Source organism: Neobacillus citreus (assembly GCF_018343545.2).
Taxonomy (GTDB): domain Bacteria; phylum Bacillota; class Bacilli; order Bacillales; family Cytobacillaceae; genus Neobacillus; species Neobacillus citreus.
The window spans coordinates 1-19719 of sequence record NZ_JAGYPE020000086.1 but is presented as its reverse complement, the minus strand read 5'-3'; the positions used below and the strand labels follow the sequence as shown (position 1 = coordinate 19719).

Sequence of the window (19719 nt, the reverse complement as noted above, 5' to 3'; positions counted from 1 at the left end):
TGAAAGTGCTGCACTTCCACAGGAAGTAATTGAGCATTTTAAATTGTTCCCGGTTCAGACAGTACACCCAATGGCAGCACTTCGTTCAGCTGTTTCTTTATTAGGACTTTACGATACGGAAGCAGATGTAATGGAGAAGGAAGCTAATTATCGTAAAGCGATTCGTCTTCAAGCTAAAATGCCTTCTATCGTAGCAGCTTTTGCACGTATCAGAAAAGGACTTGAGCCAGTTGCACCTAGACAGGATTTGAGCTTTGCAGCGAATTTCTTATATATGCTTTCCGGTAAAGAACCAGAACAAATTGCAGTAGAGGCAATTAATAAAGCCCTGGTTCTGCATGCCGACCACGAATTAAACGCTTCTACATTCACAGCCCGTGTCTGTGTTGCGACATTATCCGATGTATATTCTGGTATCACAGCAGCAATCGGAGCGTTAAAAGGACCTCTTCACGGAGGAGCAAATGAAGCGGTTATGAAAATGCTTACCGATATTGGTTCACTTGAAAACGTCGAGCCTTATATCCGCGGCAAGCTTGAGAATAAAGAAAAAATTATGGGCTTTGGCCACAGGGTTTACCGCAAAGGAGATCCTCGGGCCAAGCATTTAAAAGCAATGTCCAAAAAATTAACAGAACTAACTGGCGAACCACAATGGTACGATATGTCAGTGAAAATTGAGAGCATCGTAACCGGTGAAAAGAACCTGCCGCCAAACGTTGATTTCTATTCCGCATCTGTATATCACAGTTTAGGTGTTGACCATGACCTAATGACGCCAATTTTCGCTGTCAGCCGTGTATCTGGATGGCTTGCTCATATTTTAGAGCAATACGACAACAACCGTCTAATCCGCCCGCGTGCTGAATACACAGGTCCTGGAATGCAGAAATATATTCCAATCGAACAAAGAGGATAACATTTTACTTTTTTTCGAAAAATTGGTTAAATAAGATTTGGTAGAGGTTAGGGGTGAATACCTGCTAACCTTTACTTAAGTCTTTACCATATCATCAGGTTTTCACGTTTTTACATACTAGGAGGGAGAACTACCATGCAAGGTGAAAAAATCACGGTAACAAATGGAGTCTTAAACGTACCAAACAATCCAATTATCCCATTCATCGAGGGAGACGGCATCGGTCCAGATATTTGGGCTGCATCTGAGAGAGTTTTAAATGCAGCTGTTGAAAAAGCCTATAAAGGCGAGCGTAAATTAGTTTGGAAGGAAGTCCTTGCAGGAGAAAAAGCATTCAATCAAACTGGCGAATGGCTTCCAAAAGAAACTTTAGATGTAATTAATGAGTACCTAATTGCCATCAAAGGTCCACTTACTACTCCTGTTGGCGGAGGAATTCGTTCGTTAAACGTAGCTTTACGCCAAGAGCTAGATTTGTTTGTGTGCTTACGTCCTGTAAGATGGTTTGAAGGTGTTCCTTCACCAGTTAAGCGTCCGCAAGATACAGATATGGTTATCTTCCGTGAAAACACTGAAGATATTTATGCAGGTATTGAGTATGAAAAAGGAACTGAAGCAGCTAAAAAGGTAATTGACTTCCTTCAAAACGATATGGGCGTAAATAAAATCAGATTCCCTGAAACTTCAGGTATCGGTATTAAGCCTGTTTCTCAAGAAGGTACAACACGTCTTGTCCGTGCTGCTATTAATTACGCAATTAAAGAAGGCCGTAAATCCGTTACACTCGTGCATAAAGGCAATATCATGAAATTTACAGAAGGCGCGTTTAAAAACTGGGGTTATGAGCTTGCAGAAAAGGAATTTGGCGATAAAGTCTTTACTTGGGCTCAATATGATCGCATTAAAGCTGAGCAAGGTGCAGATGCTGCTAACAAGGCGCAGGCTGATGCTGAAGCTGCTGGCAAGATTATCGTGAAAGATGCGATTGCTGATATCTTCTTACAACAAATCCTAACTCGTCCACGTGAGTTCGATGTTGTGGCTACAATGAACTTAAACGGCGACTTCATTTCAGATGCACTTGCAGCACAAGTTGGCGGTATCGGGATTGCTCCAGGAGCTAACATCAACTATGAAACTGGACACGCAATCTTCGAAGCAACACACGGTACTGCACCGAAGTACGCAGGTCTTGATAAGGTAAATCCTTCATCTGTCATTTTATCAGGTGTATTACTGCTTGAGCACTTGGGCTGGAATGAAGCAGCTTCAATGGTCATTAAATCAGTGGAAAAAACGATTGCTTCAAAAGTTGTTACTTATGACTTCGCTCGTTTAATGGAAGGCGCAACTGAAGTTAAAACTTCTGAATTTGGTGACGAACTAATTAAGAACATGGAATAAGAAAAGCTAATGTGATAACAACAAAGTGTATTTAGGGCTGTTTTTATAACAGCCCTTTATTTAAAAAGTTCATTCAAAAAGGGGAGAAAAAGTATGTCATTAAAACGTAAAAAGGTTTCTGTAATTGGCGGAGGTTTTACTGGAGCAACTACTGCATTTTTGCTTGCCCAAAAAGAGCTTGGTGATGTTGTATTAGTTGATATTCCGCAAATGGAAAATCCCACTAAAGGGAAAGCGTTAGATATGCTTGAAGCAAGCCCTGTTCAAGGATTTGATGCCAATATTACTGGAACATCAAATTATGAAGATACGAAAGACTCAGACATCGTTGTTATCACTGCAGGTATCGCACGCAAACCGGGCATGAGCCGTGATGATTTAGTGCAAACAAACCAAAAAGTAATGAAAGCTGTTACCTCTGAAATCGCAAAATATTCTCCAAACTGTACAATCCTTGTATTAACGAACCCGGTTGATGCGATGACCTATACTGTATTTAAGGAATCTGGTTTCCCTAAAAACCGTGTAATCGGCCAATCTGGTGTACTTGATACAGCTCGTTTCCGCACCTTTGTTGCACAAGAATTAAACATCTCTGTTAAAGATATTACGGGCTTCGTACTAGGAGGCCATGGGGATGACATGGTACCACTCGTACGTTATTCTTATGCCGGTGGTATTCCTTTAGAAACGCTGATTCCAAAAGATCGGTTAGAAGCAATTGTTGAACGCACAAGAAAAGGCGGCGGTGAAATCGTTAACCTTCTTGGTAACGGAAGTGCCTACTATGCCCCTGCAGCCTCATTGGTTGAAATGTGTGAAGCTATTTTAAAAGACCAACGCCGGGTATTACCTTCTATCGCTTACCTTGAAGGTGAATTTGGTTATGAAGGCATTTATTTGGGTGTGCCGACTATCCTAGGTGCAAATGGTATTGAGAAAGTAATCGAGCTTGACCTGACTGCAGAAGAAAAAGCTGCGTTAGATAAATCGGTTGAATCTGTACGTAATGTCATGAATGTTTTAGTTTAATAATGGTGCTTTGGTATTCGGGAAGGGCAAAAAACCCTTCCCGAATTTTCCTGAGGTAATGAAATCGTTTTCAAATGGAGGTTCGTGATGCTTTTAGGAAAAAAACGTAAGCTAGGAAGAAGAATTGAGGAAATAACCGTTGGGGAAAAACTTTCCTTCTCAGAGAAGGTGGAGGATAAAGACCTTCTTTTATATTTGGGAATAACCGACGATGCTAATCCGCTCTACATACAGCACGACTATGCTTCACAGACCCCTTTTGAAAAGCCAATTGTTCCAAGCGTGATGCTGACAGGGATGATGACTTCAGCCATCTCAAAATATCTCCCTGGCCCGGGAAGTCATGTAATGAGCCAAACAATCGAATTTACAAAGCCTGTTTACCATTATTCAACAGTTGAATTTCTATTTGAAGTAATCGAGGTAAATCGTGAGGGGCATTTTGTTGCTATTCGTGTTTCGGCATTCAATGAAAAAAACGAAACGGTTATCACCGGTGTGCTTAAAGTCTGTCCACCATATCGCCTGGAAGAAATCCATGCTAGAGCATTAGATAATTTTTAAAAGGAACGGTTTAAAGGAATGTGAAAATACACATTCCTTTTTGTATTTTCAGTGCGAGTTATCCGATAAAGGTTTTCTTTTCGGATTTATAATATAATAATGTTAATTGAAGGAAAGAGAGAAGCGAAATCGGAGGGCCTTACGATGAAAACAAAGGTATTGGTAGTTGACGACGAACACTCTATTGTGACACTTCTAAAATACAATTTGGAACAGGCGGGATATGAGGTAATTACCGCAATGGATGGCGAAGAAGGGCGGCAGCTAGCTGTACAGGAATCACCAGACATCATCCTGCTGGATTTAATGCTTCCCAAAATGGATGGTATGGAAGTGTGCAAGCAGCTTCGGCAAGAGCGTATAATGACACCTATATTGATGTTAACGGCAAAAGATGAAGAGCTTGATAAAATCTTGGGCTTGGAGCTTGGCGCGGATGACTATATGGTGAAGCCGTTCAGTCCAAGGGAAGTGATTGCACGTGTTAAGGCGATTCTCAGAAGAACTTATTTGCAGACGGATGCGGGAGACCCAAGCCCAAAAGAAGATTCATTGATTACGATTGGGAAAATAACCATTTTTCCGGGAAAATATGAAGCATTTATTGAGGGGAATTTGCTTGAGTTAACTCTTAAAGAATTTGAATTGCTGCACTACCTTGCCCAAAACAAAGGAAATGTCTTAACCCGGGATCAATTATTAAGTGCTGTTTGGAATTATGACTTTGCTGGCGATACTAGGATAGTCGATGTACATATTTCTCATTTAAGAGAAAAAATTGAAAAGGATACCAGAAAACCGGCTTATATAAAAACTATTCGCGGACTTGGTTACAAATTGGAGGAGCCAAAAGAAGAATGACAAAGTTTCGAACTAAACTTTTGTTTTCTTTAATTATATTAATTTTTTCAGAGTTAATCGGAATGGGAATTCTGTTCGGTCAGTTGTTCCATAGCTATTTTGTACATTCATTTAATGAAAGGCAAATATGGTGGATCCTATCCGTCAGTCTTTTAATGGACCTTATCATCATTGTTTATCTCGGAATCCGAATTTCCACCAGATATATAAAGCCGATAAAGTCTGTGACAAATGTAGCGATCGAACTCTCAAAGGGAAATTACCGTGCCCGGACAACTGTTGACAGAAATGATGAAGCAGGAATGCTTGCTGTCACCATTAATAGGCTGGCAGAAAATCTTCAGGAACTCAAAAAAATGCAGGAAATGCAGCAGGACCGTTTGAAGGCATTGATTGAGAACATGGGAGCAGGTTTAATTCTTATTGACAGCCGAGGGTATATTAATTTAATTAATAAAGGCTATATCGAACTATTCCAGGTAGAACCATCTGATTATTTAAATAAGCTTTATTATGAAGTTCTTCAGGAAAAAGAACTATGCCAGATCATAGCAGAGGTTTTCCGGACAGAACAAAAAGCTAGAAAGCAGCTGCTTATCCCATTGCAAATTGAAAGAAGATATTTTGATGTATACGGTGTTCCAATCATTGGGAAAAACAATGTCTGGAAAGGAATTTTACTCGTTTTTCATGACATTACGGAAATGAAAAAGCTCGAACAAATGCGAAAAGACTTTGTCGCCAACGTTTCGCACGAACTAAAAACACCAGTCACATCAATTAAAGGTTTTTCAGAAACTCTTTTGGATGGAGCAATGAATGACAAAGAGACATTGGAATCATTTCTTTCTATTATTTTAAAAGAAAGCGATCGGCTACAATCCCTAATCCATGACCTGCTAGAACTTTCAAAGATTGAGCAGCATAACTTCCTGTTAAACATTAATGAATTGGATTTATTTGAGCTGCTAGAGGACGTCATTACTCTATTATCCGGTAAAGCACAAGCGAAAAACATTCAGCTTGAGCTTGTCAGCGAGCAAAAAGGTGCCAGCCTTAAAGGTGATATTGACCGATTAAAGCAAGTTTTTATTAATCTTATAGGGAACGCCATTACCTACACTCCTTCAGAAGGAGTGGTAAAGGTATTACTCGTAGAAGAGGACGAAGTTGTCCGTGTTCATGTTAAGGACTCCGGTGTAGGGATAAAGAAGGATGAAATTCCCCGGATTTTTGAACGTTTTTACCGGGTCGACCGGGCCAGAGATCGAAATTCAGGCGGGACAGGCCTTGGTTTGGCCATCGTGAAACATTTGATTGAGGCACACCATGGAAATATTAAAGTGAAAAGTGATTTAGGAAGCGGCAGTGAGTTTATAATCGAACTGCCGAAGAACGAGAACTATTTTTTAGGAAGGTGATTGAATGGAAAACAGAAAGCTTGTGCTGATTGATGGCAATAGTATTGCATACCGGGCCTTTTTTGCATTGCCGCTTTTGAACAATGATAAAGGTATTCATACTAATGCGGTCTACGGCTTTACAATGATGCTGATGAAGATTTTGGAGGAAGAGAAGCCAACCCATATTTTGGTTGCTTTTGATGCCGGCAAAACAACCTTCCGCCACAAAACCTTTGAAGAATACAAAGGCGGCAGACAGAAGACACCGCCGGAATTATCAGAGCAATTTCCGTTTATTAGGGAGCTATTAGATGCTTACGGAATATCAAGATATGAATTGGAGAATTACGAAGCGGACGATATTATTGGGACGCTTTCGTTAACAGCTGAAAAAGACGGATTTGAAGTAAAGGTTATTTCCGGCGACAAGGATTTAACACAGCTTGCTTCACCGCATACTACCGTGGGGATTACCCGTAAAGGGATTACAGATATAGAGGTGTACACGCCGGAGCATGTTCAGGAAAAGTATGGCTTAATCCCTGACCAAATTATTGATATGAAAGGTCTGATGGGGGACTCATCCGATAATATCCCTGGCGTACCAGGGGTAGGCGAAAAAACTGCCATCAAGCTGCTGAAGGAATTTTCCACTCTTGAACAATTATTAGAATCAATTGACAAGGTTAGCGGGAACAAGCTGAAGGAAAAGCTTACAGAGTTTAAAGAGCAGGCGGCAATGAGTAAGCAGCTTGCAACGATTGAAAGACATGCTCCCGTGGAGGTAGACTTAGAGGATATCTCATATGATGGGTTTACGAGAGAAAAATTAATAGGCTTGTTTAAGGAATTAGGATTTTCATCGTTATTGGATAAACTTGGTGAAGATTCGGCAGTAGATGTGATACAAGAGCTTGAAGAGGTTGAATACAGAATTCCATCCAAAATTAGCGGCGAATTATTTGCAAATACCAATTATTTTTATGTGGAAATGCTGGAAGATAACTATCATCAAGCGGAAATCATCGGATTTTCAATCGTTAACGACAATGGACATTTCTTTCTTCCGACGGAACAAGCGCTAAATTCGGAATCGTTTAAGAACTGGGCTGAGGATGAAGGGAAGAAGAAAACGGTATATGACGCAAAACGCACCGAAGTTTCCTTAAGAAGACAGGGAATTCATTTAAAAGGGGCGAATTTTGATATTTTAATGGCTTCTTATATTTTGAATCCATCAGAAACGGGTGAGGATTTAGCGGCAATTGCGGGTAAGTATGGCATTCGTAATATTCAATCTGATGAATCGTTTTATGGAAAAGGGGCTAAACAAAGGATTCCTGAAACAGACCGGCTTGCCGAGCACCTTGTCCGCAAGGGGATGGCTATGGCCGAATTAAAAGACAAATTAGAAGATGACCTAAAGAAAAATGAACAATATAGTTTATTTACGGAACTTGAAATGCCGTTATCACTCATCTTAGCTGATATGGAATCATGCGGCATTAAGGTGGAGCGGGAGCGCCTGGAGTCAATGGGTCGTGAGCTTAACGAACGGCTTATTGAAATCGAGGAGAAAATCTGTGAATTAGCCGGTGAAAAATTTAATATTAATTCTCCGAAACAATTAGGCGTCATACTATTTGAAAAATTGCAGCTCCCTTCTTTTAAGAAAACGAAAACCGGGTATTCGACCTCGGCCGATGTTTTAGAAAAGCTGGCTGGTGAACATGAAATTATTGAACATATTCTTCTTTACCGTCAATTAGGAAAGCTGCAATCCACTTATATTGAAGGATTGCTAAAGGTAATCGAACCTGAGACAGAGAAGGTTCATACAAGATTTCAGCAAACCTTAACGGCTACAGGGAGGTTAAGCTCCATTGATCCCAACCTGCAAAATATCCCGATCCGACTCGAGGAAGGAAGAAGAATCCGACAGGCCTTCGTTCCGTCCGAAAAAGACTGGTTGATTTTTGCAGCTGACTATTCTCAAATTGAGCTGCGGGTTCTTGCACATATTTCTGGCGATGAAAAGCTAATCCAAGCTTTTAAAGAGGATATGGATATTCATACACGCACAGCCATGGAGGTATTCCATGTTGATGCAGACCAAGTTACCTCCAATATGAGACGGCAGGCAAAGGCTGTAAACTTCGGGATCGTTTATGGAATCAGCGATTATGGACTCTCCCAGTCCCTCGGGATTACGAGGAAGGAAGCAGGGCAGTTCATCGAGCGTTATTTGAACAGTTATCCGCGTGTAAAGGAATATATGGAGACAATCGTCCATTCAGCGAAGCAGAAAGGATATGTCTCTACATTGCTCCATAGGAGAAGATACCTTCCGGAAATAACGGCCCGAAATTTTAACTTGAGAAGCTTTGCCGAAAGAACGGCAATGAATACGCCCATTCAGGGAAGTGCCGCTGATATCATAAAAAAAGCGATGATTGATATGGATGAGGCATTAAAAGATAAAGGGTTGAAATCACGATTACTCTTGCAGGTACATGACGAACTGATTTTTGAAGCTCCTGAGGAGGAATTGGAAATTCTTAAACAATTAGTGCCGTTAGTGATGGAAAATGCGATTGAGCTATCCGTCCCGTTAAAAGTAGATTATGCTTACGGACCAACATGGTTTGATGCAAAGTAAATACACCAGCAAAAGGGGCTGCATTATATGCCAGAGCTTCCAGAAGTAGAAACAGTCAGGAGAACACTGGAAAAGCTTGTTCTTCATAAAACCATCGAAGATGTAACCGTGTATTGGCCGAAAATCATTAAAAATCCTGCTGAAGCGGAACAATTCATCGATGCTTTAAAAGGTGAGACTTTTGCTGCAATCGGAAGAAGAGGGAAATTTCTAATTCTTTATACAGAGAATTTCTCCTTAGTTTCCCATTTGCGTATGGAGGGCAGATACGGATTATACCCCAAGGAAGAGCCTTTCGATAAGCACACCCATGTGATTTTTCACTTTACAGATGGGACTGAACTGCGCTACCGGGATGTCCGAAAATTTGGAACCATGCATCTATACAAAAAGGGTGAGGAATTTACTAAGCCTCCCCTTATCCAGCTTGGTCCTGAACCTTTTTCAGAAGACTTTACCAAAGAGTACTTAGGGAAAATGCTTAAAAAAACGAATCGAAAAATTAAAACAGCTTTATTGGACCAAAACCTATTTGTCGGTCTTGGAAATATATATGTTGATGAAGCGTTATTTCGTTCAGGTATCCACCCCGAAAGGCTGGCGGGATCACTGAAGAAAAAAGAAATTGAGTTGCTGCATAAGGAAATTGTTGAAACTTTAAGTGAAGCAGTCGAAAAAGGCGGCAGCACGATTCGCTCCTATGTGAATTCTCAAGGGGAAATAGGCATGTTTCAACTAGAGTTATATGCCTATGGCCGCAAAGGGGAACCTTGTAAGAAATGCGGAACGCCCCTTGAAAAAACGACCGTAGGGGGAAGGGGCACCCATTATTGCCCAAAATGTCAAAGGCTTAAAGTTAAAAGAGCAAAGAATGAATCTGTCTAGATTCCAGTTTTAACACTGGATAGGCTCCTGCCATATACTATCGTAGTATTTTGCAGGAAGGAGTCCTAGACACATCATGGTTCAGTTGTTCTCACTTCTCATACTCGCTCTTGCTCTCAGTCTTGACAGCTTTAGCGTAGGGTTTACGTATGGATTAAGAAAAATGGTTATGCCGTTTAAGTCCATTCTCATCATTGCATGCTGCTCAGCCATCTCATTGATGATTGCGGTATCAATTGGACATGGACTTGAAAAAGTATTATCACCGAGTATTACAGCAAGACTTGGAGGATTTATTTTAATCGGGCTTGGAGCATGGGTGTTATACCAGTTTTTCCGCCCTGAGAAAGAAAAAGAACCGATTGAACATGAAAAAACAATTGTAAACTTTGAAATTCGGTCATTGGGGCTGGCAATCAATATATTAAGAAAACCGATGTCGGCGGATTTTGACAAATCCGGGACGATTACCGGGATAGAGGCATTAATGTTAGGCTTCGCTCTTTCACTGGATGCCTTTGGTGCAGGAATTGGAGCAGCGATGCTTGGATTCCCTCCCATTTATTTAGCCTTGACCGTTGCGATTATGAGTTCATTATTTGTGTTATTGGGAATTAAATTCGGGTCCTTTTTTTACCGTTTTGACTGGGTTCAAAAGTTTACGTTTATACCAGGAATCTTATTAATCATCATTGGAATATGGAAGATATAACAATAGGGAAGGGAAAGGGCAGGGGTATGTCACTTGTTATTGGTTTAACAGGCGGAATCGCCAGTGGAAAAAGCACAGTATCTAATATGTTAAAAGAAATGAATATAACAGTCGTTGATGCAGATGTCGAAGCACGTCTGGCGGTAGACAAAGGAGAACCTGCCTACCAGAAAATCATTGCTGAATTTGGTCAGGACATCTTATTAGAAAATGGGGAAATAGACAGACAAAAACTCGGCGCGATTATTTTTTACCAAGAAGAAAAAAGGCAGCTTTTGAATCAAATTGTTCATCCCGAAGTTAGAAAAAGAATGATGGAGAAGATTCAAAAGGCTTCGGAGAATCAAGAAGAAGTAATTATTCTTGATATTCCTTTGTTATTTGAAAGCAAGCTGACCTTCATGGTTGAAAAAACTATCCTTGTTTATGTAGACAGAGAAACGCAGTTGAAACGGCTGATGCAGAGAAACCAACTATCAGAAGCGGATGCACAGGCCAGGGTCAACTCGCAAATGCCGCTTGCTGAAAAAGTAAAACTGGCCAATGCCGTGATTGATAATAATGGATCAATAGAAGAAACAAAAAAGCAGCTCATTGAAATATTAGCCGGATGGGGAATTCAAAAAACATATCAATAACCTATGGAAGGGGGGCATTCACCCCTTCTTTTTTTATGTGGAGTTATCTGAATTATAAAACTTTTAAAAAATACGCTTTTTATTCATCACAAATAAAACTAAATGTGTTATACTAATACCATCAGATGGAGATAAAAGTATAACATTAATGCGGAAGGGGCCGTAAAATGAGAGCAAGAATTGCCATTAACGGGTTTGGAAGAATTGGAAGGATGGTTTTTAGACAAGCAATCCTTGAGAAAAAGCTGGATGTTGTCGCAATCAACGCAAGCTATCCTGCTGAAACGTTAGCACATTTAATTAAATATGATACCAATCACGGAACATTCCAGGGAGAAGTTATCCCTTTAGATAATGAACTGCTTGTAAATGGAAAAAGAGTCAAGCTTTTAAGTAATCGTAATCCAGAAGAACTTCCATGGAGAGAATTGGGAATTGATATTGTCATTGAAGCAACTGGTAAGTTTAACTCTAGGGAAAAGGCTGCGCTGCATTTAGAAGCGGGAGCAAAGAAGGTAATCCTTACTGCACCGGGTAAGAATGAAGACGTTACGATTGTTATGGGTGTAAATGAAGAAATGCTCGATATTGAACACCATGAAGTGATTTCTAATGCATCTTGTACAACAAACTGCCTTGCACCAGTTGCAAAGGTTTTAGATGATAAATTTGGAATTGAATGCGGATTAATGACCACTGTTCATGCTTACACAAATGATCAAAAAAATATCGATAATCCACACAAGGATTTACGACGGGCTCGTGCGTGCGGACAATCTATCATTCCGACTACGACAGGAGCAGCGAAAGCACTATCCCTTGTTCTGCCGCAATTGAAGGGCAAACTACATGGTATGTCACTGCGCGTTCCAACGCCAAATGTTTCCCTTGTTGATTTAGTTGTAGACCTTAAGCAAGATGTAACGGTGGATGATGTTAACAAGGCGTTTAGAGAAGCTGCCGGAGGTCCGTTAAAAGGAATTTTAGACTTTACGATGGAACCATTAGTTTCAGTCGATTTTAATACGAATGAACATTCCGCCATTATCGATGGACTTTCCACGATGGTAATGGGGACAAGAAAAGTAAAAGTATTGGCTTGGTATGATAATGAGTGGGGCTATTCTACACGTGTAGTCGATTTAAGTTTACTTGTCGCCGAAGAAATGGCTAAAATGTCGCAGGTAAAGGTTAGCTAAATAAGATAAGATTAAAAAGAGGTTGCTTTACAGGCACCTCTTTTTATATTTTCCGGATATTGATATACACTAGAAACAAAGGTTTACAAGGAGGAACGCTAATGGCGATTTTATTGGGGCTCTTTACCCGTTTTAAAAGACAAATTGAAACAACAGATAAACAAACTGATGATTCTTTAAAAACGCATTATTATAAAGGGACATTCAATCAGGTTTTCGATTCAGTAGAACAAATTTTTAAAGAAGATGCTGATTGCCATGTTACAACGGTTTCTAAGGAGCACGGCGAGATTGCTGTTGATATCCAGAAGCCCTTTCCATGTTTTCTTATTGCAACAATTGTCTCTGTTAAACCGATGGAAACAGCTGTGGATTTCACTATTTCATCCGAAAAATTCGCAATGCTTGGGACCTATCCGGAATTAAAAAAACGTATTGTCGCCTACTATAAGCGAATTAGCCAAATACATACCAATATTGGAACAGGAAAAAACTATTAATACTTTTACTTGTGAAAAGGTGTTCTTTTTTATAAGATAATAGTAAGAATTGCTGCGGAAAATGTTCGGATTTACCTATTAGATTTGGAGTTGGTTTAGGAGATGAAATGCCCTTCATGTCAGAATTATGGCACACGCGTACTTGATTCCCGGCCCGTGGATGAGGGACGTGCAACACGAAGAAGACGAGAATGCGAAGAATGCGGGTACCGTTTTACTACATTTGAGAAAATCGAAGAGATTCCTTTAATTGTCGTCAAAAAAGAAGGAACGAGGGAAGAATTCAGCCGCGATAAAATCCTGCGCGGGCTTATTAAGGCATGTGAAAAGCGCCCTGTTGCTTTAAAGGAATTAGAGGACATTACACATGGTGTAGAGAAAGCTCTTCGAAGTCAGGGTGTTTCCGAAATTAAAAGTGATGAGATTGGCGAAATGGTGATGGACAGGCTCTCAAAAGTAGATGAGGTTGCATATGTCCGCTTTGCATCAGTTTACCGCCAATTTAAAGATATCAATGTTTTTATCGAAGAATTAAAAGAATTAATGAACAAAGAGAAATTATAAAGAGCTGTTTCGGCTCTTTTTTAGCTAATAGGAAAGGTTTGAATGAAAATGGCGCAGCATTGGCAGGAAATACTTCCAATCGATCGTTATATTGTTACCGCTAATGGACTGCTGCATGAGTATGACCGAAAAGTGCTGACATTTTTATACCAGCCATTAATTGGGTCAACTTGCTTTAGCTTGTATATGACACTCTGGGCCGAACTGGAAGAAAATCGATTATGGTCGGAATCCTCCACACACCATTTATTAATGAATCTACTAGGTCGGAATCTAAATGAAATCTATGAAGCACGCCTAAAACTTGAAGGAATCGGCTTGGTGAAGACTTATGTTAAAACGGAGGATGAGGTGCGTTCCTTTATTTATGAACTCCACCCCCCGTTAAGCCCGGACCAGTTTTTTTTGGATGGTATGCTTAACATTTATCTTTATCGTAAAATTGGAAAAAATCATTTTTCCCGTTTAAAACGCTTTTTCTCGGAACAGCAAATCCCAAAAGGTACAGGATATCAGGAAACCACTAAGGCATTTCAGGAAGTGTTTATGTCAGCAACACCCGGTACTATCCAATATATGCAGGATAACTCTGAGGATCTTGCTGCCGATACAGACCAGCACTTTATAGGGCGTCACGATTCAAGTGGTGTGCAAATTGATATCGGTACTTTTGATTTTGATCTGCTTATCGCCGGTTTAAATGAATCGCTTGTCCCGAACAAAGCTTTAAACCATAAGGTAAAAGAAGTTATTAGTAAACTCGCATTTCTTTATAATATCGATGCTATTCAAATGAAAAATATTATTCTCAGTGCTGTTAATGAGGCAAATGAAATTGATTTGGAAGAGTTGCGAAAAGCTGCGCGTGATTGGTATCAATTTGTGAACTATGACCAGCTGCCGACACTCATCGAACATACCCAGCCGGCTGCCCATCGGGTTCAAACGGAAGAGCCAAAAACAAAGGAAGAGAAGCTCATTCATTATTTGGAAACAACCTCCCCTTTGCAGTTTTTAAAAGACCTGTCGGGAGGGGCAGAACCATCAAAATCGGAAATTGAGCTGATTGAAGAGATCATGTTCAATCAAAAGCTACTTCCAGGTGTTTTAAATGTGCTGATGCATTTTGTGATGCTAAAGACCGATATGAAGCTGACAAAGGGGTACACCGGGACAATTGCCAGCAACTGGGCAAGGCTGCAAATAAAGACGGTCAAAGAAGCGATGGAGCAAGCCAAGAAGGAATCCCAAAAAACGGCCAAAAATAAACAGGCTACCGGAAAAACATCAAAGCAAAAGCCAATCCGGACGGAGTTTCTTCCAGAATGGTTTGACGAAGATCCATCCAAAAAGGCTGAGCCGCACAAGGAAACGACCAAAGATTTAGAAGCAAAAAAACGTGAAATAGAAGAAATGCTTAAGGCATTTGATGACTAGATGCTGGAGGTGAATTATGGAAAAGATCAACAAAACTCTAAAACGGTTAGCCTCACATGAGAATTTTCAAAAACGATTTGCGCAAATGCGTGAGGACACATTGGCCAATCCTGATGTCAGGGATTTTTTAAGGAAGCATCAGCAGGACCTCACGGAGGAGATTATTGAGAAGAGCCTGATGAAGCTTTATGAATATACGCAGCAAAGCAGGTACTGTCACAAGTGTGAAAGTCTTGAGGCATGTACCAACATGATGAAGGGGTATCATCCTGAATTAATTTTAACGAGGAGTTCCATCGATTTGCGGTACGACCGCTGTCCGCGAAAAATTATGGAAGATGAGAAGCGGAAAAATGAGAAACTCATTAAAAGTTTACATGTGCCAAAGGATATCCTGAATGCCTCGTTCGAGGAGCTTGAACATGATGAGGAACGGATCGATGCCGTTCAGAAAGCTGCCGCTTTTTTACTGAAATATGAGCAGGGCAAGCCGGTGAAGGGACTTTATTTTTACGGGAAGTTTGGTGTTGGAAAGTCCTATTTATTAGGAGCCATTGCCAATAAACTTGCCAAAAAGCAGATTTCTTCGATGGTTGTCTATGTTCCGGAGTTGCTGCGGGAGATGAAAAGCTCCATCGCCGATTCGACTTTAAACGAAAAAATCGATGCGTTAAAAAAAGAGCCGATTTTAATGCTTGATGATATTGGTGCTGAAGCGATGTCCAGCTGGACGCGCGATGAAGTTCTTGGACCAATCCTGCAATTTCGCATGCTTGAGAGCCTGCCGACCTTCTTTACTTCTAATTTTGATTTTCAGGGGCTCGAGCACCATTTAACCTACAGCCAACGCGGCGAAGAGGAAAAAATGAAGGCCCGCCGCATAATGGAGCGAATTCGTTCTTTGAGCGAACCCGTAATGGTGGGCGGTTCCAACCGCAGAAATTAATGTTACAAGGGATTCCGGTATTCGCCGGAGTCCTTTTTTGCACTTTTAAAACTTCTATTTTGGCCAAGTCCCCCATATATATTAAAACAGAGATTCGGTTTTTAGGGGGGATTTGGTTGGCAGAAATCATCTTCCAAAATAAGATGGATGCAATCCGTTTTTATAATCATTTGCAAAAAGTATTAAATAATCTTCTTGATTATGAAAATATTCTTCTTTTTGAAGATCGACATATAGTGAAAATAATGGATGGCTCTTGTTCTGACCATTTATTTGCCAAGGTTAAAGACGCTTTTTATGAGTTTATTACATGTATTAAACGCGATGACTGGTTTATGGATATTTTGGAGCAACAATTTTTTTACGAAGACCTGGAGGAACGGCAGCAAATTTTGGAGATTCTTTATTCCATTTTAGAAGGGCATCGCTTTGAACTGTCTTCTTTTTTACAGGAAAATAATGAGGAGCCTAATATTAAGGAAGCCATTCATCATGTTTTTCAGGAAAATATTTCGTTCTCGTTTGATTCGTTTGCGAAATTTAGGTTGCGCTCGTATCTCCAGCTCCTTGAAAGCTATGTGGAGGTTTCAATTGATGAATATAAAATGGAGCAGGAATACCAAATGTTTGTGAATATGCTGAGAGATTTTTTGGCAAATCGGGAACCGAAAATTGAAGTGCTGCATCTATTATTTGATGATGAAATCACCTTTTACAATGAACATTTTGAAGAAATGAAACGAAGCGAATTGATTCGTCTGATTGACCGAAAGCTGTTGGTGAATCATCCAGTTTACGTCGATTCGGCCTCGATTGCCCCGCTATTATCACTAGCGCCAACATCTATTTTTCTTTATACAAATGATCCGGAGGCCCCGCTTGTCAGAACGATTAAGAATATTTTTGAGGAAAGAGTGAAGGTCAGGCAATTCGAGGCGCTCCGGGAAGTGAAAAATTGGGTAGGAAAAGCAGCATCCTCCGAAAACCATGGATAAAAAATACAAATTGTTGAAATAATTTGTTTTATGAAGTTGATTTTTTAAAACTAAATCATTATAATAACGTACATAGCTTATATCACAGTAAATGTAATGATAAGGACAACAGTATTTTTTTACGGTTTTTAGAGAGGGAGGACGCGGCTGGAAGCCTCCTAACACGAGAGAAATACTTACCACCTTTAAACTTCATCAGTGAACACTTCATTTTTTTATGAAGCTAGTAATTGTTGACGGCAATCAGCCGTTACCCTGACCTAAAGTCATTTTCAGTATGCCTTTTTGGCAGCTTCTGAAAATGAAAAATTGGGTGGAACCACGTGTTAATCAAAACTCGTCCCTATTCCTAGGGACGGGTTTTTTATTTTTTATTTTATAAGGAGGAATTGATGATGTCAGATGTTGTAAAAATTGCATTTCCTGATGGGGCAGTAAAGGAGTTCCCAAAAGGAACGACAACAGAAGATATTGCGGCATCCATCAGCCCTGGTCTGAAGAAAAAGGCTATTGCCGGCAAACTAAACGGTCAAATGTATGATCTTCGCCGTCCAATTCAAGAAGACGGTTCAATAGAAATCGTGACACCAGAATCTAAGGATGCCCTTGAGGTATTGCGCCACAGTACTGCCCACTTAATGGCACAGGCTGTTAAGCGTTTGTACCCGGGAGCGAAGCTTGGTGTCGGCCCGGTTATTGAAGGCGGATTTTATTACGATATGGATTTAGAGGAATCTTTGACACCTGAAGATCTTCTTAAAATCGAAAAGGAAATGGCGAAAATCGTTAGCGAGAACATTGAAGTTGTTCGCAAGGAAGTCAGCCGTTCTGAAGCAGTTCAGCTTTTTAAAGGAATCGACGACGAGTATAAGCTTGAGTTGATTGAAGCTATTCCTGATGAGGAACAAGTAACGATCTATGAGCAGGGTGATTTCTTTGACCTATGCCGCGGTATCCATGTTCCATCAACTGGAAAAATTAAAGAATTTAAGCTGTTAAGCATTGCGGGTGCCTACTGGCGCGGCGACAGCAATAACAAAATGCTTCAGCGCGTATACGGCACTGCCTTTTTCAAAAAGGAAGAGTTGGCTGAACATCTTCGTTTGCTTGAAGAAGCAAAAGAGCGTGACCACCGCAAGCTTGGTAAGGAGCTTAATTTATTTACTAATTCTCAAAAGGTAGGGCAAGGGTTGCCGCTTTGGCTGCCAAAGGGTGCAACAATCCGTCGTATCGTTGAGCGCTATATCGTGGACAAAGAGGTCAGCCTAGGCTATGACCATGTTTATACACCGATTATGGCAAACGTGGAGCTATATAAAACTTCCGGCCACTGGGATCATTACCATGAAGATATGTTCCCGGTAATGGAAATGGACAATGAGCAATTAGTGCTCCGTCCGATGAACTGCCCACACCATATGATGGTGTACAAAAATGCGATGCACAGCTACCGTGAGCTTCCAATTCGGATTGCTGAGTTAGGAACAATGCACCGTTATGAAATGTCTGGTGCTTTATCCGGATTGCAGCGTGTCCGCGGGATGACTTTGAACGATGCGCATATCTTTGTTCGTCCGGATCAAATTAAGGAAGAATTCCAGCGCGTTGTTCGGCTGATTCTAGAGGTTTATAAAGATTTCGATATTAAGGAATATTCATTCCGATTATCGTATCGTGATCCTCAAGATAAGGAAAAGTACTTCGATGACGATGCGATGTGGGAAAAAGCACAAAGCATGTTAAAAGAAGCGATGGATGACCTTGGCCTTGATTATTTCGAAGCAGAGGGAGAAGCCGCATTCTACGGTCCTAAATTGGATGTTCAAGTCAGAACTGCTTTAGGCAAGGACGAAACTTTGTCGACTGTGCAATTGGATTTCTTGCTGCCTGAACGTTTTGATTTAACTTATGTTGGTGAAGATGGCAAGCAGCACCGTCCGGTTGTTATCCACCGTGGCGTAGTTTCCACTATGGAACGATTTGTTGCTTACTTGATTGAAGAATACAAGGGCGCATTCCCAACTTGGCTGGCGCCTGTACAGGTTCAAGTGATTCCTGTATCACCAGAAGCGCATTTTGATTATGCCCGAAAGGTACAGGAGCAATTGAAGGCTGCAGGCTTCCGCGTTGAATTGGACGGCCGTGATGAAAAAATCGGCTATAAGATCCGCGAAGCGCAAATGCAGAAAATCCCTTATATGCTGGTTGTCGGCGATAAGGAAGTCGAGGAAAACGCTGTTAACGTACGTAAATATGGCGAGCAGAAGTCTGAGACTAAGGCGTTTGAGGAGTTTCTTGCTGGGTTGAAGGCGGAAGTGCAGAAATAAGCAGTAATTTTTAAAAAAAGGGAGAGAAATCTCCCTTTTTGGTTTTTTAAGGACAAAACTGCTTGAAATAGAGGCGGAAGTGTCCGAACCCGGGCAACCTTCGGACAAAACCGATTAAAAAAGAGATGGAAGTGTCCGAACCCGGGCAACCTTCGGACAAAACCGATTGAAAAAGAGATGGAAGTGTCCGAACCCGGGTAACCTTCGGACAAAACCGATTGAAAAAGAGGTGAAAGTGTCCGAACCCGGGCAACCTTCGGACAAAACCGATTGAAAAAGAGATGGAAGTGTCCGAACCCGAGCAACCTTCGGACAAAACCGGTTGAAAAAGAGGTGGAAGTGTCCGAACCCGGGTAACCTTCGGACAAAACCGGTTGAAAAAGAGATGGAAGTGTCCGAACCCGAGCAACCTTCGGACAAAACCGGTTAAAAAAGAGATGAAAGTGTCCGAAGCCGTGCAACCTTCGGACAAAACCGGTTGAAAAAGAGATGGAAGTGTCCGAAGCCGGGCAGCCTTCGGACAAAACCGGTTGAAAAAGCGATGAAAGTGTCCGAACCCGAGCAACCTTCGGACAAAACCGGTTGAAAAAGCGATGAAAGTGTCCGAACCCGGGTAACCTTCGGACAAAATCGTTCCGGACTTACTCGAAAAAAGTATTTGAACTAACCCCAAT

Annotated in this window: 17 protein-coding genes and 1 other annotated feature; all 17 genes read left to right on the top strand. The window is 40.9% G+C overall.

Annotated elements, in window-relative coordinates:
- The coding region (locus tag KHB02_RS27355) for a citrate/2-methylcitrate synthase (RefSeq protein WP_241114132.1) at positions 1-919 on the top strand (919 nt) is incomplete at its 5' end.
- A 135-nt stretch (positions 920-1054) separates the two neighbouring features.
- On the top strand, positions 1055-2323 hold the full coding sequence (gene icd / locus KHB02_RS27350; RefSeq protein ID WP_213144627.1) for an NADP-dependent isocitrate dehydrogenase: 1269 nt from the start codon (positions 1055-1057) through the stop codon (positions 2321-2323).
- Positions 2324-2416: 93 nt separating this feature from the next.
- The gene (gene mdh, locus KHB02_RS27345; RefSeq protein ID WP_213144628.1) at positions 2417-3355 is read left to right on the top strand and encodes a malate dehydrogenase; all 939 of its coding nucleotides are present in this window, start codon (positions 2417-2419) and stop codon (positions 3353-3355) included.
- A gap of 87 nt (positions 3356-3442) precedes the next feature.
- Positions 3443-3919 carry a MaoC/PaaZ C-terminal domain-containing protein gene (locus KHB02_RS27340; RefSeq protein WP_213144629.1) on the top strand — a complete coding sequence of 159 codons (477 nt, stop codon included), beginning with the start codon at positions 3443-3445 and terminating at the stop codon, positions 3917-3919.
- 144 nt (positions 3920-4063) lie between these two features.
- Positions 4064-4780: a response regulator transcription factor gene (locus KHB02_RS27335; RefSeq protein ID WP_213144630.1), complete on the top strand. Its 717-nt coding sequence runs from the start codon at positions 4064-4066 to the stop codon at positions 4778-4780.
- Entirely contained in the window at positions 4777-6201 is a 1425-nt protein-coding gene (pnpS, locus tag KHB02_RS27330; protein ID WP_213144631.1) for a two-component system histidine kinase PnpS, read from the top strand. The genes KHB02_RS27335 and pnpS overlap by 4 nt, the downstream gene beginning before the upstream one ends.
- Before the next feature lie 4 nt (positions 6202-6205).
- Positions 6206-8842 (top strand): DNA polymerase I, encoded by a 2637-nt coding sequence (polA, locus tag KHB02_RS27325; protein ID WP_213144632.1) that lies wholly within the window; start codon positions 6206-6208, stop codon positions 8840-8842.
- A gap of 27 nt (positions 8843-8869) precedes the next feature.
- Positions 8870-9727 (top strand): DNA-formamidopyrimidine glycosylase, encoded by an 858-nt coding sequence (gene mutM, locus KHB02_RS27320; protein WP_213144633.1) that lies wholly within the window; start codon positions 8870-8872, stop codon positions 9725-9727.
- A 76-nt stretch (positions 9728-9803) separates the two neighbouring features.
- A complete protein-coding gene (gene ytaF, locus KHB02_RS27315) occupies positions 9804-10439 on the top strand; it encodes a sporulation membrane protein YtaF (RefSeq protein WP_213144634.1) in 636 nt (211 codons plus the stop codon).
- A gap of 26 nt (positions 10440-10465) precedes the next feature.
- On the top strand, positions 10466-11077 hold the full coding sequence (coaE, locus tag KHB02_RS27310) for a dephospho-CoA kinase (RefSeq protein WP_213144635.1): 612 nt from the start codon (positions 10466-10468) through the stop codon (positions 11075-11077).
- A 167-nt stretch (positions 11078-11244) separates the two neighbouring features.
- Complete coding sequence (locus KHB02_RS27305) at positions 11245-12276, top strand: glyceraldehyde-3-phosphate dehydrogenase (protein ID WP_213144636.1); 1032 nt, start codon at positions 11245-11247, stop codon at positions 12274-12276.
- Between the two features lie 101 nt (positions 12277-12377).
- A complete protein-coding gene (locus KHB02_RS27300) occupies positions 12378-12776 on the top strand; it encodes a hypothetical protein (protein WP_213144637.1) in 399 nt (132 codons plus the stop codon).
- Positions 12777-12878: 102 nt separating this feature from the next.
- Positions 12879-13340, top strand: coding sequence for a transcriptional regulator NrdR (gene nrdR, locus KHB02_RS27295; RefSeq protein WP_213144638.1), 462 nt, complete (start codon positions 12879-12881; stop codon positions 13338-13340).
- 48 nt (positions 13341-13388) lie between these two features.
- Entirely contained in the window at positions 13389-14777 is a 1389-nt protein-coding gene (locus KHB02_RS27290) for a replication initiation and membrane attachment family protein (RefSeq protein ID WP_213145278.1), read from the top strand.
- A 16-nt stretch (positions 14778-14793) separates the two neighbouring features.
- On the top strand, positions 14794-15723 hold the full coding sequence (dnaI, locus tag KHB02_RS27285; protein ID WP_213144639.1) for a primosomal protein DnaI: 930 nt from the start codon (positions 14794-14796) through the stop codon (positions 15721-15723).
- A gap of 116 nt (positions 15724-15839) precedes the next feature.
- Positions 15840-16718, top strand: coding sequence for a sporulation protein YtxC (ytxC, locus tag KHB02_RS27280; protein WP_213144640.1), 879 nt, complete (start codon positions 15840-15842; stop codon positions 16716-16718).
- An 87-nt stretch (positions 16719-16805) separates the two neighbouring features.
- Positions 16806-17066: a binding site (T-box leader), on the top strand.
- A 47-nt stretch (positions 17067-17113) separates the two neighbouring features.
- Complete coding sequence (gene thrS, locus KHB02_RS27275; RefSeq protein WP_213145279.1) at positions 17114-19045, top strand: threonine--tRNA ligase; 1932 nt, start codon at positions 17114-17116, stop codon at positions 19043-19045.
- Positions 19046-19719: the final 674 nt, after the last annotated feature.